Origin of the sequence: Tepidimonas sp. (genome assembly GCF_036825565.1) — a bacterium.
Classification (GTDB): Bacteria; Pseudomonadota; Gammaproteobacteria; order Burkholderiales; family Burkholderiaceae_C; genus Tepidimonas.
This window is the reverse complement of sequence record NZ_DAISXZ010000002.1, coordinates 85,155-101,582: the sequence shown is the minus strand read 5'-3', so window position 1 is coordinate 101,582 and position 16,428 is coordinate 85,155. Positions and strand designations below refer to the sequence as shown.

Here is a 16,428-nt window from a genome sequence, read left to right as displayed (position 1 = left end):
CACTGGGGGCACTGGGGGGCGATGTTGCGGCTGACGGGGCGGGTGTTGGCATGGGCCTGTATGCGCTCCAGCTACCGCGGCGCGCGCTGGCAGGCGCTGGCCGAGCAACTCGTGGCCGCCGCCGTCCCGACGGTTTGGTGGTACGCGGTGCTGTCCGCTTTGTTCGGGCAGGTGCTGATTCGCATCGTCGTCGTCACCGCCATCGGCTATGGGCTCACCCAGTATGCGGTCGAGATGGTGGTGCGCGTGCTGGTGCTGGAGCTGATCCCGCTGACCGCGGCGTTCTTCGTGCTGCTGCGGGTCACCCTGGGGCACGGCCTGGCCCTGCAGCGGCTGCGCGACGAGGGCACTTTTGACGACGTCCGCCGGGCGGGAGGCGACCCCATGCGCGAATTGGCGCTGCCCCGCGTGTTGGCCGGGGTGTTTGCGACCCTGTTGCTGGTGGTGCTGAGCTGTGTGCTGGCGCTGGTTCTCGCGTATCTTAATCTGTACGGCTTCACCCCTTGGGCGCTGGGGAACTATACGCGTGCCGTGGGGCAGATATTCGACCCGGCGGTCACATTGATCTTTGCCCTCAAGACCCTGGGGTGTGCGCTGGCCGTCTCCCTCATGCCGATGGCCGCCGCCTTCGAGCCGGCGCCGCAGGGCGAGGTCCGGGCCCTGGTGCGCACCGCGGCGGTGCTGCTGCTCGTGGAACTCGCGGCCCTCATCGGCAACTACTATTGAGGCATGCGCAACGCGTCCGATCTTCCCCCCAAGGCTGCCGAGGCGAGTGCGTCCGGTATAGAGCGCCGCGCCCGCTGGCTGTTGGTGCTGCTGGCCGGGCTGCTGGTCGCTTCGGCCGCCTATCTGCTGTACGCCCGTGGGGTGTTCGAGTCCACGCAGACCCTGGTGTTGGTGGCCGATGACGCCGAGGGGGTGAGCGTCGGCATGGATTTGACGTTTTCCGGTTTTCCCATCGGGCGTGTGCGGCGCATCGAGCTGGGCGGGGACGGCTACGCCCGTATCCTGGTGGATGTGGCGCGGCGCGATGCCCACTGGCTGCGCGAAAGCAGCGTCTTTACCATGGAGCGGGGCTTGGTCGGTGGCACCCGCCTGCGCGCCTACACCGGTGTGCTGGACGGGCCGCTGCTGCCCGACGGTGCCCAGCGCCAGGTGCTGCGCGGCGACGCGCTGGCGGACCTGCCGCGCATGGTCAATGCCGCGCGCGAGCTGTTGGAGCAGCTCAAGTCCATGATCGACCCCGACGCTCCGCTCAACGCCAGCCTGCGCGAGGTGCGCCAGCTCCTGCAAAAGGCGAACGGGCGCGACGGCGTGCTCGGTGCGCTCATGGGCAACGACGCCGACCGGGCGCGCATCACGGTCGCGCTGGACGATGCGCGCCGCCTGCTGCAGCGCCTGCAGGGCGTGGCCGACCGCGCCGATGCGCTGGTCCAGCGCGCCGACCAGCGCGTGTTCGGCGCGCAAGGGCTGGCTGACGATGTGCAGGCCGGCGCACGCGAGGCCCGTGACCTGCTCGTTGGCCTGCGCGCGACCCTGCAGCGGGTGGACGGCGTACTGGCGGAGGTGCATGGCATTGCGGTCAACACCCGGACCGCGACGCAGGACCTCGACGCCCTGCGCGTCGAGGTGGAAGCGACGCTGCGCCGCGTCGACGGCATGCTCCTCGACATCCAGCGCCGTTGGCCCTTCAGCCGCGACACCGAGGTGAAGCTGCCATGAGCTGGCGCGGGTGGTCCTTCTGGGGGAGCGGGGCCGAGCGGTCGTTTGCGGGGGTGTCCGCAGCGTTCCGGATGGCCGCGATGGTGGCCTTGGCCGCCGTGGCGGCGGCCCTGGCCGGATGCGCTGCGCCAGCCATGCCGGTCTGGCGCATCGAGGCCAGCCGCGCCGTCGAGCAGGCGGTGGCCTCCACGCTCACCGGCCGTACCCGTGCGGCCCAACAGCAGTGGCGCACGGCGCACGAGGCCGCGGCCAGCGCCGGTCGGGCCGACGTACTGGCGCGTGTCGCGCTGGCGCGCTGCGCCGTGGAGCAGGCTGCCTTGACGCGCGACGCCTGCGCGGCCGCCCAGCGCTATCTGGCCGATGCCGGCCCCCAAGAACGGGCGTATGCCGCCTACCTGGGGCTCGCGCAGGCGGGCGAGGGGGCCGCATCCCCCGCCCGTCCGACGCCCAGCGACCTGCCCGGCCCGCATCAAGCCGTGGCCCGCGCTCTGGAAGCCGGTGCCACCCCAGCCGAACTGGCGCGGCTGCTCGCGGCCATCGAGGATCCCCTGGCGCGGTTGGTGGCCGGTGGGGTGGTCTGGCAGGTGGGCCGTCTGGATGCTGCGGGCGTGTCGCTGATGGTCGACACCGCGTCGCAGCAGGGGTGGCGGCGGCCACTCGCGGTGTGGCTGGGCGTGCAGGCGCGACTGGCCGAGGCCGCCGGTGACACCGATGCCGCCACGCGCGCCCGGCGCCGGCTGGACTGGGTGATGGGGCCAGCTTCCGCGGGCGCGCCGTGACGGCCCGCGCGCTTGCGGCACAATGCGGCTACGGACACGTCATTACCGCATCGATTTTTGGGGCAGCCCTGGCCGCCCCCGGCCTTTAGCCGGAGTATCCCTGCGTATGAAAACCAAATTTCACCTCAACAAACGTTCCCCTGGCCGCCATAGCAGTGCGGGCGCACAGCCCCAACCGGGGGGTGGGTCCGTCGTCGCGCTGGTCGACGAACGTTATCTGGCGTGGCTGGCCTCGCAAGTCACGGGCAATCCGCGCACGGCCATCCAGCGCGCCCCGCTGTCGGCGGTACTGGCCCATCTGGCGCGGTTGGCCGGGGCCGAGTCCCCGCTGCTGCGCACGGTGCTCTACACCGATGCTGCGCCCACCGATTTGTACGACGATGTGGTGCTGCGCCTGGTGCCGCCGCATGCCACGGATGGTGGCCTGAGCCTGTTCCGCGCCCTGGGCCAGGATTTGGTCCAACTGGCCCGCCACGGGGCGGCCTGGCTGCTCGTGGCCAGCGACGACGAGCGGCTGATCCCCTACATCGACGAGGCCCAGGCACGCGGTGCGCGCGTGGTGTTGGTGGCCGACGACGCGGTGCACGACTTTGGCCGGCTGGCCGCCGACGACCCGAGCTGGGCCCGCCTGCTGATGCAGGCCGACCGGCGCGTGGCCGTGCCGGTGGGGGCGTGGGATTCGCTGACCACACCGGGCGCAGGTTACTATGCCCAGCGCGCTGGTCAAGCCGAGGGTGGCGAGCCGGACGGCGCTGGTGCGCCGCCCCCTGATGCCCAGGCCGAACCCGACGAGCAATGGCGCGCGCAGGTCGGACGCATCATCCAGGACTGGTGGACCGACGAGCCGGAAGACGACCGCCTGGATTTGGCCGACGCCATGCGCAGCCAGCACGGCGTGCCGCCGGAAACCGACCGGCGTATCCTGATGCAGATCCGGCGCGAGCTGGGCCGCAACCTGAGCTTCCCGGAGAAGCGTCTGATGCGCGAAATGGTGCGCGCCACCGTCCTGGGCGAGGCTCACGCACCCGCCGCGGTGGATGTGGCCCCCGACTGATCGTCCCCGATCGTGAGCGGACCGCTGCACGGCGCCCCCCCCACCGACGCCCGAGCACGGGCCCCGTCCACCCTGGGGTGGGAGCTGGCCGCGTGGTTCCAGACTCCGCCGGGCCGGTATTTGCTGGACTGGGAGCGGACGCGGTTTGCCGAAGCCGTCGCCGACGCTTTTGGCTACCACGCCCTGCAGTTGGGCCTGCCCCAACTCGATGCCCTGGCGGGCAACCGCATGCCGCACCGCTGGCTGGCCCTGCCCGAGGTGCCAGGCTCGCCTCATGCGCCTGATTCACCGGACACGTCCAACGCCGCATTTCCCCTCGCGCTCACCCCTCTAGGGCGGCGGGTGGACCTTGTGAGCCATGCGGCGGCGCTGCCGTTTCCTGCCGCCAGCCTGGATTTGGTGCTGCTGCCCCACACGCTGGAGCTGAGCGCCGATCCGCATGCCGTCTTGCGGGAGGTGGAGCGTGTGCTCGTGCCCAACGGACGGGTGGTCATCACCGGCCTCAACCCCGCCAGTTGGTGGGGGCTGCGCCAACACCGCGCGCACTGGATGGCGCGCATCGGCCTAGGGCGAACGCGGCTGGCGCGGCTGTACCTGCCAGAGGCCGGCGCCTTCATCGGGTCGTGGCGGCTGCAGGACTGGCTGCGGCTGCTGAGCCTGGAGGTCGAGCAGCTCGCCTACGGTTGCTACCGCCCCGCGGTGCGCAGCGAACGCTGGCTGCAGCGCTGGGCTTGGATGGACCGTTGGGGCCCGTGGGCTTGGGCGCCGCTGGGCGCCGTGTATTTCATCGTTGCCGTCAAGCGCGTGCGCGGCATGCATCTGCTCGGGCCGGCTTGGCGGCCGACGCGTGCCGCCGCCGCCCCGGCCGTCGTGGCGCGCCGCGACGGTGATCCCTCCCGACCATGACCGACGTCACCATCTACACCGACGGGGCCTGCAAGGGCAACCCCGGGCCCGGTGGCTGGGGCGCGCTGCTGCGCGCCGGCCAGGCCGAAAAAGAACTCTGGGGCGGCGAGCCGCAGACCACCAACAACCGCATGGAGCTGACCGCGGTGATCGAGGCGCTGGCGGCGCTCAAGCGCCCGTGCCGCGTGCACCTGTACCTCGACAGCGAGTATGTGCGCAAGGGCATCACCGAATGGTTGCCCGCCTGGAAGGCGCGCGGCTGGAAGACCGCCGAGCGTAAACCGGTCAAGAACGACGACCTGTGGCACCGGCTGGATGAACTGGTGCACGGGCGCGGCCACGAGATCCACTGGCACTGGGTGCGGGGCCACAGCGGCGACCCTGGCAACGAGCGCGCCGACGCGTTGGCCAACCGCGGCGTGCCCGGGCGCTGATTCGCGGCGGGGCCGTCGCCCGCGTTTACACGGCGGAAACGCGCTTCCGCTACAGTGCATGTCCATCGACGACCACGACGGGGACATGGCATGGCTTTAGGCAACAGACCGGTGGCATGGCTGGCGGTGGCCGCATTGATCGCCTTGGCCGCGGGTGCCTGGTGGTGGCAGCGGCCGGCGCCGGCGGGCGCTGGCCCAGGGTCTGCTACCGCCGTGGCCGCCACTGGTGCGCCGGCCGGTCCAGGGGCGGTACCGGCGGGCGGGGCACCTAGCGGGCGCCCGGGAGGTCCCGGCGCGGCGGGAGCGGGCGGCCCCGGCCGCGGTGGCCCGCCGGCGGTGGAAGTGGCGCCGGTCGAGACCGGCCCGATCGTCGAGGAAGCGCAGGCCGTGGGCACGTTGATGGCGCGCCAGCGCGTCGTGGTGCGGCCTGAGGTGGCCGGGCGCATCGTCGCCATTGGTTTTACCGATGGTGCCCCGGTGCGGAACGGGCAACTGCTGGTGCAGCTCGACGACGCGCTGCCACGCGCGGAGCTCGCCCAGGCGCAGGCGCAGCTGGCTGTGCAGCAGGCCAACCTGCGCCGTCACGAGGAGCTGGTGGCACAGGGCTTCGTCGCGCAGCGCGTGCTGGACGAAAGCCGCGCCGCCGTGCAGGTGGCGCAAGCGCAGGTCGATCTGGCGCAGGCGCGGCTGGCGCGCATGCGCATCGTGGCGCCGTTCGACGGCGTGGCCGGCATCCGCGCCGTGCACGTCGGTGAATACGTGAAGGACGGCGCGGAGCTCGTGCATCTGGAGGATTTGTCGCAACTGGTGGTGGACTTTCGCCTGCCCGAGCGGCTGCAGCCGCGCGTGCGCGGCGGCCAGCCGCTGCGGCTGCAGGTGGACGCGCGCCCGGGACAGAGCGTGCCGGCGCGCATCGTGGCCATCGACCCGGCGCTGGACGCCGACGGGCGGGCGCTGGTGGTGCGCGCGGCGCTGGACGGTGGCCGCCACGGCCTGCAGCCCGGCATGTTCGTGCGCGTGGCGCTGGAGCTGGGCCGCGACGACGCGGCGCTGCTGGTGCCGGAGGAGGCCATCGTGCCGCAGGGGCAGCAGTTCTTCGTCTGGCGGCTGCGCCCGGCGGCAGGGGAAGCTCCGCCGGAGGTCGAGCGCGTCGCCGTGCGGCTGGGACTGCGCCGTGACGGCAAGGTGCAGGTTACTCAGGGCCTGCAGGCGGGTGAGACGATCGTCGTTGCCGGCCAGCAGCGCCTGCAGCGCGATGGCACGCCGGTGCGCATCATTGACCCGAACCGGCCCCGCTCCTGACGCGGCGCGAGGATCGGCCCCATGCAGTTGCCCGAAATCGCCATTCGCCGACCGGTGTTCGCCACCGTGCTGTCGCTGCTGATCGTGCTGGTCGGCTGGGTCTCGTTCCAGCAGTTGCCGGTGCGCGAGTACCCCAAGATCGACGAGTCGGTCGTCACCGTCACCACGCGGCTGGCCGGTGCCTCCAGCGAGGTGATCGAATCGACCGTCACCAAGCCGCTGGAAGACTCGCTGGCCGGCATCGAGGGGGTGGACGTCATCACCTCGATCAGCCGGCCGGAGCAGAGCCAGATCACGGTGCGCTTCCGGCTGGAGCGCGACCCCGACGCCGCTGCGGCCGAGGTGCGCGACAAGGTCGCGCGCGTGCGCGGCCGCTTGCCGCAGACGGTCGACGAGCCGGTGGTGGCCAAGGTGGAGGCGGATGCCTTTCCGGTCATCTGGATCGCGCTGTCGTCCGATCGCTACAGCCCGCTGGAGCTGACGGATCTGGCCAACCGCATCGCCAAGCCGGTGCTGCAGACCGCCACCGGCGTGGCCGAGGTGCGCATCTTCGGCGAGCGGCGCTTTTCGATGCGGCTGTGGCCGGACCCGGATCGCCTGGCGGCCCACGGCCTGACGGTGCAGGACCTGGAGGACGCGCTGCGTCGCGCCAACCTGGAGGTGCCGGCCGGCCGCGTCGAGAGCCGCCTGCGCGAATTCAACGTCACCGCCGCCACCGACCTGCAGACGCCGGAGCAGTTCCGCGCCGTCGTCATCCGTCAGGTCGGCGGCCTGCCGATCCGCGTCGGCGACGTCGCGCGCGTGGAGCAGGGCGCGGCCGACGAGCGCTCCTCCGTGCGCTTGAATGGCCGCGACACCGTGTCGCTGGGCGTGATTCGCCAGGCCACGGCCAACCCGCTGGAGATGTCCGCGGCGGTGCGCGCTCTGCTGGACAAGGTGCGCGCCGACCTGCCCCCCGGCATCGATGCGCAGGTGGCCAACGACAACTCGGTTTTCATCGACCGCTCGATCAAGGCCGTCTACGCCACGATCCTGGAGGCGGTGGTGCTGGTAACGCTGGTCATCGTGCTGTTTTTGCGCAGCGCGCGCGCTTCCATCATCCCGCTGGTGACGATCCCGGTCAGCCTCATCGGGGCGTTCGCGCTGATGGCGCTGTTTGGCTTCACCATCAACACGCTGACGCTGCTGGCGCTGGTGCTGGCCATCGGGCTGGTGGTGGACGACGCCATCGTCGTGCTGGAAAACATCCACCGCCACATCGAGGAGGGCATGACGCCGCTGGCTGCGGCGATCCAGGGCGCGCGCGAGATCGCGTTTGCGGTGGTGGCGATGACGCTGACGCTGGCGGCGGTGTACGCTCCGCTGGCCTTCACGCCGGGGCGTACCGGGCGGCTGTTCGCGGAGTTCGCGCTGGCGCTGGCCGGGGCCGTGCTGGTGTCGGGGTTCGTGGCGCTGACGCTCTCGCCGATGATGTGCGCCAAGCTGCTGCGCCACCAGGCGCAGCCGGGCTGGTTCGACCGCACGATGGAGCGCGCGCTGCAGGCGCTGACGCGCGGCTACGGCGCGGCGCTGGCGGTGGCGCTGCGCTGGCGCTGGCGCTGGGCCGTGGTGCTGCTTATGCTGGCCAGCGCGGCGGCGAGCGGGTGGATGCTGCGCACCACCAAGCAGGAGCTCGCACCGCTGGAGGACCGCGGCGTCATCCACAACATCGTCAACGCGCCGGATGGTGCCACCGCGGCCTACACCTCGCGCTACGCCGCCGCCATCGAGCGCATCGGCGCGCAGTACGAGGAGTTCGACCGCATCTTCGCGCTGGTCGGCAACCCCACCGTGTCGCAGGCGACCGTCTTTTTCCGCGCCAAGCCGTGGGAGGAGCGCCAGCGCTCGACGCTGGAGCTGGCGCGCGAGATTGCGCCGAAAGTCGCCGGCCTGCCGGGCGTGACGGCGTTTCCGATCACGCCGCCGTCGCTGGGTCAGGGTTTTCGCGAGCGGCCGCTCAACTACGTCATCACCACCAACGACAGTTACGCCAACCTGGCGCGCGTGGTTGGCGAGTTCCAGCGCCGCATGGCGCAGTATCCGGGCTTTCTGCAGGTGGACACCGACCTGCGGATGAACAAGCCCGAGCTGCGGCTGGAGGTGGACCGCGAGCGCGCCGCGGCGCTGGGCGTCAGCGTCGACGCGGTGGCGCGCACGGTGGAGACGATGCTGGGCGGCCGCGTCGTCGGCCGCTACAAGCGCGAGGGCGAGCAGTACGATGTCATCGTGCAGACCGCGGCCAGCGACCGCAGCGTGCCGCAGGACATCGAGCGCCTTTACGTGCGCGGGCGCAACGACGCGATGATGCCGCTGTCGGCCCTGGTCAAGGTGCAGGAGGTGGTGGCGCCGCGCGAGCTGAACCACTTCGCGCAGCGGCGCAGCGCCTCCCTCACCGCCAACCTGGCACCGGACTTCGCGCTCGGCGAGGCGCTGGCAACGATGGACCAGATCGCGCGCGAGGTGCTGCCAGAGGGCTACACCACGGACCTCAACGGCCAGAGCCGCGAGTTCCGCGCCGCCTCCGGCGCGCTGGCGCTGGTGTTCGTGCTGGCGCTGCTGTTCATCTACCTGGTGCTGGCCGCGCAGTTCGAAAGCTTTGTCGACCCGTTCATCATCATGCTGTCGGTGCCGCTGTCGATGCTGGGGGCGCTGGCGGCGCTGAAGTGGACCGGCGGCACGCTCAACGTCTTCAGCCAGATCGGTCTCGTCACGCTGGTGGGCCTGATCACCAAGCACGGCATCCTGATCGTGGAATTTGCCAACCAGCTGCGCCAGCAGGGGCTGCAGACGCTGGCCGCCGTGCGCCGCGCCGCCGAGCTGCGGCTGCGCCCGATCCTGATGACCACCGGCGCGATGGTGCTGGGCGCGATCCCCCTGGCTCTGGCCACCGGCGCCGGGGCGGAAAGCCGCCAGCAGATCGGCTGGGTCATCGTCGGCGGGATGAGCGTGGGCACGCTGCTGACCATTTTCGTCGTGCCGACGATGTACTTGATGCTGGCACGCCGCCGCGTGCCGGGGCCGGATCGGACGGCGGTGGAGGGGCGTGTTGGCGTCGCCTGATTTCCCCTGCGGTCGGGGAAGTGTAATCCCGGGGGCATCACAAACCAGCGTTCGGTCAGTCCGGTCGGTGAGCCGATGGGTGCTTTCGCGGTGCGGCAGACCGTCGATGCCGGTGCGCGGCTCACCCAGCGTCAGGAAGGATTGGACAGCGTGCCGGCCGGCCAGGCGGCAGAAGGTCGATGTCGTCGCTGTCCAACCGAGGGTAGCACCGGATGACGTTGCCCAGGGATTGGCGGGTGCCGGTCAACCCCGCTCACAACACCTCGCTTGCAAAATCCGCCAGCCGTGACCGCTCGCCGCGCGCCAGGGTGACGTGGCCGCCGTGCGGCCAGCCCTTGAAGCGGTCCACCACGTAGGTCAGGCCGGAGGAGCCCTCGGTCAGGTACGGGGTGTCGATCTGCGCCAGGTTGCCCATGCAGACCAGCTTGGTGCCGGGGCCGGCCCGGGTGATCAGCGTCTTCATCTGCTTGGGTGTGAGGTTCTGGGCCTCGTCGATGATGACGTATTTGTTGAGGAAGGTGCGGCCGCGCATGAAGTTCATGCTCTTGATCTTGACGCGGCTACGGATCAGGTCGTTGGTGGCGGCGCGCCCCCACTCACCGGCGCTGTTGCGCGCGCCTTGGGCTAGGAACTCCAGGTTGTCATCCAGCGCGCCCATCCACGGGCCCATCTTCTCTTCCTCGGTGCCGGGCAGAAAGCCGATGTCCTCGCCGACGCTGACGGTGGCGCGCGTCATGATGATCTCGCTGTAGCGGCGCTCGTCCAGCACCTGCGTCAACCCCGCGGCCAGCGCCATCAGCGTCTTGCCGGTGCCGGCGGTGCCGGCCAGTGTGACGAAGTCGATGTCCGGGTCCATCAGCAGGTTGAGCGCGAAATTTTGCTCGCGGTTGCGCGCCGCCACGCCCCAGACGGCGTTCTTCAGGTGTGTGTAGTCCTTCAGCGTGCGCAGCACGGCGGTCTTGCCGCGCAGCTCCACCACCCGGGCGTACAGCGGCGGCTCGCCCGGTGCCTCGTAATAGACGACCTGGTTGAGCAGCAGCTGCTCGACGATGGCACCGCCGATGCGGTAAAACGTGTGGCCGCCCTGTTGCCAGCTCTCCACGGTTTTGTTCTGGCGCGTCCAGAAGTCCGAGGGTAGCGCCAGCGCCCCCGTGTAGAGCATGTCGGCGTCGTCAAGGGTTTTGTCGTTTTCGTAGTCCTCGGCGGCCAGGCCCAGCGCGCGTGCCTTGATGCGCATGTTGATGTCTTTGGACACCAACACGACGTCGCGGTCCGGGTGGCGGGCTTTGAGGGCCTGCACCACCGACAGGATTTGGTTGTCGGCCTTGCCCTGCGGTAGGTCGTCGGGCAGCGCGTGTGGCAGCAGCTCGGTCTGGAAGAACAGGGTTCCGGTGGCTTCGCCGTTGCCCAGGGCGGCGAGCGGGAGTCCTTGGCGGATGTCCCCGTTGGCGCAGGCGGCCAGCGCGTCGAGGGTACGGCTGGCTTGGCGCGCGTTGCGCGCGACCTCGCTCATGCCCTTTTTGTTGTTGTCCAGCTCTTCCAGCACGATCATCGGCAGGAAGATGTCGTGCTCCTCGAAGCGGAACAGGCAACTGGGGTCGTGCATCAGCACGTTGGTGTCGAGCACGAACAGGCGTTTTTGGCCTGTGTGCGCGGACCGGCGCCGTGGCGTGGGCTTAGTTGCTGCGGTGAGCGGGGTCGGCGCGCTGACCGCAGACACCTCGGTCACGGGGGCGGGGGGCGCGCCTTTGCGCTGCCCGGTGCGTCGGCTGCGCGATGGGGAAGTAGCGGCAGGAACGGCAGCGCTGGAGGCCGCGGGCGCAGGGGCGGGCGCGACGGCTGGCGCGACGATGTCCGTCGTGGGCTCGGTCGGTTGGGCCGAGGTGCTGCGGGGGGATTTTTTGAGATTGACGCGATCGGCCTTGCGGCTGGGGGGCGGAGGCAGTGGCATGAGATCATCATGCCAGAAAAACCGCAGCCGCCCATGGGGCGGCTGGTCGGTGGGGTGGGCAGGGCGCTCGGCGTGTGGGCTTCAAGCCACTTTCTTGAGCATCTTCACGGCCTTGAGGACTTCATCCACGTGGCCCGGCACTTTGATGCCGCGCCACTCCTGCAGCAGAATGCCCTCGGGGCTGATCAGAAAGGTGCTGCGCTCGATGCCCTTGACCTTTTTGCCGTACATGATCTTGTTCTTAACGACGCCGAACATGTGGCACATCTTTTCTTCGGTGTCGGCGATCAGTTCAAACGGTAGCTCCAGCTTGGCCTTGAAGTCCTCGTGCGACTTGAGGTTGTCGCGCGAGACGCCAAACACCTGCGCGCCCGCGCCAATGAACTCCTGGTACTGGTCCCGGAACTGCATGGCCTCGGTCGTGCAGCCGGGCGTGTGGTCCTTGGGGTAGAAGTACAGGATCAGCGTTTGGCCGAGGTGGGAGTGGTGGGTGACTTTGATGCCGCCGGTCGCTTGGGCTTCGAACTCGGGAATCGGTTTGTTGACGACGACGGCCATGGAGCAAATCCCCTGCGTGTTTGGATGGTCGAATTGGTCCGGGAAGAACCGCCGAAAATCTTGATATTTTAGCGCATTTGCGCAGGGCCTCAGGCGGCGTCGGTGGTCTCGATCAACAGCGCGGCGACCACCCGCCGGCCTTCGCCGGCCAGAATGTTGTAGGTGCGGGCCGCGGCCATGGTGTCCATGGTCTCCACGCCGATGCCGCGTTCGATCAGGCCCCGCAGCAGGGACGGCGGCACGAACCGCAGCCGCTGCCCGCTGCCAAAGAGGACGACCTCCGGTGCATCGTCGGCCAACTGGTCGAAGTGCTGGGCCGTCAGTTCCGCGTGGCGGCTGCAGTCCCACGCCTGCAGTCGGCCGCTGGCGCTGACGACGATGCTGCTGTCGTACCGCTGGCCGCCGACCATCACCCAGCCGGGGCCGTGGGTCTGTATGGACAGGGTGTCGATGCGGTCGGGCTGAAACTTCATGGCGGGCGTGGCCGACCGGAAATCGCCGGCAAACTGTGGTGAAATTATAGGCTCCACCCCTGTCGGAGCGGTGCTTGCGCTGCCCTGACCTCGACCCACGCGCCATGTCCTCCACCGTCATCCACAAGTCCGCCAAACTGGCCAACGTCTGCTACGACATCCGCGGTCCTGTGCTCGAGAAGGCCCGCCAGATGGAGGAGGACGGGCACAAGATCATCAAGCTCAACATCGGCAACCTGGCGGTGTTCGGGCTGGAGCCGCCCGACGAGATAGTGCAGGACATGATCCGCAACCTGCCGCAGGCGGCGGGCTACACCGACAGCAAGGGGCTGTTCGCGCCGCGCAAGGCGATCGTGCACTACACGCAGGAAAAGCGCATCGCCGGCGTGACGGTGGACGACGTCTACCTTGGCAATGGCGCCAGCGAACTCATCACGATGAGCATGAACGCCCTGCTCAACGCCGGCGACGAGGTCCTGGTGCCGGCGCCGGACTACCCGCTGTGGACGGCCTCGGTGTCGTTGTCGGGTGGCACACCGGTGCACTACCTGTGCGACGAAGCAAGCGGCTGGATTCCGGACCTGGACGACATGGCGCGCAAGATCACGCCGCGCACTAAGGGGCTCGTCGTCATCAACCCCAACAACCCCACCGGCGCGCTGTACCCGGTGGAGGTGCTGCAGGCCATCGTCGAGCTGGCGCGCAAGCACGGGCTGATCATCTTTGCCGACGAGATCTACGACAAGGTGCTCTACGACGGCCACGTGCACACCTCGATTGCGTCGCTGGCCGACGACATCCTGTTCGTCACCTTCAACGGCCTGAGCAAGAACTACCGCTCGTGCGGCTACCGCGCCGGGTGGATGATCGTCTCCGGCGACAAGCGCCGCGCCAAGGACTACATCGAGGGGCTGAACATGCTGGCCTCGATGCGGCTGTGCGCCAACACGCCCGGGCAGCTGGCGATCCAGACGGCGCTGGGCGGCTACCAGAGCATCAACGACCTGGTGGCGCCAGGCGGACGGCTGTGCCGCCAGCGCGACCTGGCGCACCGGCTGCTGACCGAGATCCCGGGCGTGAGCTGCGTCAAGCCCAAGGCCGCGCTGTACATGTTCCCGCGCCTGGACCCGAAGGTCTACCCGATCGAGGACGACCAGCAGTTCGCCTATGACCTGTTGGCCGAGGAGAAGGTGCTGATCGTGCAGGGCACCGGCTTCAACTACCCGACGCCGGACCACTTCCGGCTGGTATTCCTGCCGCACGAGGATGATCTGGCCGAGGCGATCGGGCGCATCGCGCGCTTCCTGGGCCACCTGCGGCGGCGCTGTGGCACCGAGTGATTTTTGGCAACCCCCGGATTTTCATGACTTTGGCAACCGCGACCATGAGCAGCCTTCCCCCCATCCAAGTCGGCCTGCTGGGCATCGGCACCGTCGGCAGCGGCGTCTTCCGCGTGCTGCTGCGCAACCAGGAGGAGATCCGCCGCCGCGCCGGCCGCGGCATCGCGATCACGATGGTGGCCGACCTGGACACCGAGCGCGCGCGCGCCATCGTCGGCGATGCGGCGCAGGTGGTGGCGGACGCGCGCGCGGTGATCGCCAACCCCGCGATCGACATCGTCGTCGAGCTGATCGGCGGCTACGGCATCGCGCGCCAGCTGGTGATGGAGGCGATCGCCGCCGGCAAGCACGTCGTCACCGCCAACAAGGCGCTGCTGGCGGTGCACGGCACCGAGATCTTCGCCGCCGCGCAGGCCAAAGGCGTGATGGTGGCGTTCGAGGCCGCGGTGGCCGGGGGTGTCCCGATCATCAAGGCGCTGCGCGAGGGCCTGACGGCTAACCGCATCCAGTGGGTGGCCGGGATCATCAACGGCACCACCAACTTCATCCTGTCGGAGATGCGCGACAAGGGGCTGGACTTCGACGTCGTGCTGAAGGAGGCGCAGCGCCTGGGCTACGCCGAGGCCGACCCTACCTTCGACATCGAGGGCATCGACGCCGCGCACAAGGCCACGCTGATGAGCGCGCTGGCGTTTGGCATCCCGGTGCAGTTCGACAAGGCCTACGTCGAGGGCATCACAAAGCTGCAGGCCGCCGACATCCGCTACGCCGAGCAACTGGGCTACCGCATCAAGCTGTTGGGCATCACCAAGCGGGTGGACGGCGGCGTGGAGCTGCGCGTGCACCCGACGCTGGTGCCGGCCAAGCGCCTGATCGCCAACGTCGAAGGCGCGATGAACGCGGTCGTCGTGCAGGGCGATGCGGTCGGCACCACGCTCTACTATGGCAAGGGCGCCGGCAGCGAGCCGACCGCCAGCGCCGTGATCGCCGACCTGGTGGACGTGACGCGCCTGCACACCGCCGACCCGCAGCACCGCGTGCCGCACCTGGCGTTCCAGCCGCATGCGATGAGCGATCTGGCCGTCGCGCCGATGGAGCGCGTGGTGACGGGCTACTACCTGCGCCTGCGGGTAGCGGACCAGCCGGGGGTGCTGGCCGAGGTGACAGGCATTTTGGCGCGCGCCGGCATCAGCATCGACGCCGTGCTGCAGCGCGAGGCCGACGAGGTCGGCGGCGAGGGCAGCACGCAGACCGACCTGATCATCCTGACGCACGAGACCGCCGAAGGCACGATGAACGCAGCGCTGGCGGCGATGCAAGCGCTGGCGACGGTGCTGGCGCCGATCGTGCGCATCCGCAAGGAGGAGCTGGCCTGATGCTCTACCTCTCCACGCGCGGCCACCCCGAGCGCCGCCGCTTCAGCGACATCCTGCTGGAGGGCTTGGCGCCGGACGGCGGCCTGTACCTGCCCGAGCGCTACCCCCGTCTGGAGGCGGCGGATCTGGCGCGCCTGCGCCGCATCTACCACGAGCAGGGCTACGCCGAGCTGGCGTTCGAGATCCTGCGCCTCTACATCGACGACATCCCGGCCGACGACCTGCGTGCGCTGCTGCGGCGCACCTACACCGCCGAGGTGTTCGGCACCGGCGAGATCGTGCCGCTGCGCCATCTGGAAAACGGCCTGTGGCTGGAGGCGCTGTCCAACGGCCCGACGCTGGCCTTCAAGGACATGGCGATGCAGCTGCTCGGCCAGCTGTTCGAATACGAACTCGCGCGCCGCGGCGCAACGCTCAACATCCTGGGTGCCACCAGCGGCGACACCGGCAGCGCCGCCGAATACGCGATGCGCGGCAAGCGCGGCATCCGCGTCTTCATGCTGAGCCCCCACGGCCGCATGAGCCCGTTCCAGCAGGCGCAGATGTACAGCCTGCAGGACCCCAACATCCACAATCTCGCCATCGAAGGCGTGTTCGACGACTGCCAGGACATCGTCAAGGCGGTCAGCGCCGACCTCGAGTTCAAGCGCCGCTACCGCATCGGTACCGTCAACTCGATCAACTGGGCGCGGCTGCTGGCGCAGGTGGTGTACTACTTCGCCGGCTGGATCCAGGCCACCGAGCGCGACGACGAGCACGTGAGTTTTACCGTGCCGAGCGGCAACTTCGGTAACGTCTGCGCCGGCCACATCGCGCGCATGATGGGGCTGCCGATCGAGCGGCTGGTGGTGGCCACCAACGAGAACGACGTGCTGGACGAGTTCTTCCGCACCGGGGTCTATCGCGTGCGCGGCAGCGCCGACACCTACGAGACCTCCAGCCCCTCGATGGACATCAGCAAGGCGAGCAACTTCGAGCGCTTCGTCTTCGACCTGCTGGGGCGCGACGCCGAGGCCACGCGCCGGCTGTTCGCCGAGGAGCTGGCGCGGCACGGGCGCTTCGACCTGTCGGCGCACCCGACCTTCCCGCGCGCGCGCGAGGCGTTCGGCTTTGCCAGCGGGCGCAGCACGCACGCCCACCGGCTGGCCACCATCCGCGACGTCTGGCAGCGCCACGCCATGCTGATCGATCCGCACACCGCCGACGGCGTCAAGGTGGCGCGCGAGCACCTGCAGCCGGGCGTGCCGATGATCGTGCTGGAGACGGCGCTGCCCATCAAGTTTGCCGCCACCATCGTCGAGGCGATCGGGCGCGAGCCCGAGCGACCGGCGCGGTTTGCCGGCATCGAGGCATTGCCCAAGCGGGTGCAGGTGTTGCCGGCAGACGTCGAGCGCGTCAAGGCGTGCATCGTCGCCGCCGGCCGTGACTGAGGAG

At 69.6% G+C, this 16,428-nt stretch carries 14 protein-coding genes; 11 read left to right on the top strand and 3 right to left on the bottom strand.

Annotated features, from left to right (window positions below; genetic code table 11):
- The 8 genes from V7026_RS00965 to V7026_RS00930 form a co-directional block, all read left to right on the top strand.
- Window positions 1-726 (top strand): MlaE family ABC transporter permease (locus V7026_RS00965; RefSeq protein ID WP_334153376.1); only part of this gene is annotated, 726 nt, incomplete at its 5' end.
- A 3-nt stretch (window positions 727-729) separates the two neighbouring features.
- Entirely contained in the window at window positions 730-1,722 is a 993-nt protein-coding gene (locus tag V7026_RS00960) for an MlaD family protein (protein ID WP_334153375.1), read from the top strand.
- The gene (locus V7026_RS00955) at window positions 1,719-2,501 is read left to right on the top strand and encodes a hypothetical protein (RefSeq protein WP_334153374.1); all 783 of its coding nucleotides are present in this window, start codon (window positions 1,719-1,721) and stop codon (window positions 2,499-2,501) included. Before V7026_RS00960 ends, V7026_RS00955 begins: the two co-directional genes overlap by 4 nt.
- 106 nt (window positions 2,502-2,607) lie before the next feature.
- Complete coding sequence (locus V7026_RS00950; protein WP_334153373.1) at window positions 2,608-3,555, top strand: hypothetical protein; 948 nt, start codon at window positions 2,608-2,610, stop codon at window positions 3,553-3,555.
- Between the two features lie 84 nt (window positions 3,556-3,639).
- The gene (locus V7026_RS00945) at window positions 3,640-4,461 is read left to right on the top strand and encodes a class I SAM-dependent methyltransferase (protein WP_334153380.1); all 822 of its coding nucleotides are present in this window, start codon (window positions 3,640-3,642) and stop codon (window positions 4,459-4,461) included.
- A complete protein-coding gene (gene rnhA, locus V7026_RS00940) occupies window positions 4,458-4,895 on the top strand; it encodes a ribonuclease HI (protein WP_334153372.1) in 438 nt (145 codons plus the stop codon). Before V7026_RS00945 ends, rnhA begins: the two co-directional genes overlap by 4 nt.
- Before the next feature lie 336 nt (window positions 4,896-5,231).
- Window positions 5,232-6,197: an efflux RND transporter periplasmic adaptor subunit gene (locus V7026_RS00935; RefSeq protein WP_334153371.1), complete on the top strand. Its 966-nt coding sequence runs from the start codon at window positions 5,232-5,234 to the stop codon at window positions 6,195-6,197.
- A 21-nt stretch (window positions 6,198-6,218) separates the two neighbouring features.
- Window positions 6,219-9,296 carry an efflux RND transporter permease subunit gene (locus V7026_RS00930; protein WP_334153370.1) on the top strand — a complete coding sequence of 1,026 codons (3,078 nt, stop codon included), beginning with the start codon at window positions 6,219-6,221 and terminating at the stop codon, window positions 9,294-9,296.
- Between the two features lie 253 nt (window positions 9,297-9,549).
- Here V7026_RS00930 and V7026_RS00925 read toward each other — a convergent pair whose 3' ends face one another.
- The 3 genes from V7026_RS00925 to V7026_RS00915 all read right to left on the bottom strand — a co-directional run bounded on the left by V7026_RS00925 (window position 9,550) and on the right by V7026_RS00915 (window position 12,278).
- Window positions 9,550-11,247 carry a PhoH family protein gene (locus V7026_RS00925; protein WP_334153369.1) on the bottom strand — a complete coding sequence of 566 codons (1,698 nt, stop codon included), beginning with the start codon at window positions 11,245-11,247 and terminating at the stop codon, window positions 9,550-9,552.
- A gap of 81 nt (window positions 11,248-11,328) precedes the next feature.
- Window positions 11,329-11,805 (bottom strand): peroxiredoxin, encoded by a 477-nt coding sequence (locus tag V7026_RS00920; RefSeq protein ID WP_334153368.1) that lies wholly within the window; start codon window positions 11,803-11,805, stop codon window positions 11,329-11,331.
- Window positions 11,806-11,894: 89 nt separating this feature from the next.
- The gene (locus tag V7026_RS00915) at window positions 11,895-12,278 is read right to left on the bottom strand and encodes an Mth938-like domain-containing protein (protein ID WP_334153367.1); all 384 of its coding nucleotides are present in this window, start codon (window positions 12,276-12,278) and stop codon (window positions 11,895-11,897) included.
- 104 nt (window positions 12,279-12,382) lie between these two features.
- Here V7026_RS00915 and V7026_RS00910 point away from each other — a divergent pair, with 104 nt between their 5' ends.
- From V7026_RS00910 to thrC, 3 genes are read left to right on the top strand one after another with little or no spacing between them, the layout of a single operon-like run.
- Window positions 12,383-13,618: a pyridoxal phosphate-dependent aminotransferase gene (locus V7026_RS00910; RefSeq protein WP_334153366.1), complete on the top strand. Its 1,236-nt coding sequence runs from the start codon at window positions 12,383-12,385 to the stop codon at window positions 13,616-13,618.
- 44 nt (window positions 13,619-13,662) lie between these two features.
- Entirely contained in the window at window positions 13,663-14,994 is a 1,332-nt protein-coding gene (locus V7026_RS00905) for a homoserine dehydrogenase (protein ID WP_334153365.1), read from the top strand.
- A complete protein-coding gene (gene thrC, locus V7026_RS00900) occupies window positions 14,994-16,424 on the top strand; it encodes a threonine synthase (protein WP_334153364.1) in 1,431 nt (476 codons plus the stop codon). The genes V7026_RS00905 and thrC overlap by 1 nt, the downstream gene beginning before the upstream one ends.
- Window positions 16,425-16,428 lie beyond the last annotated feature (4 nt).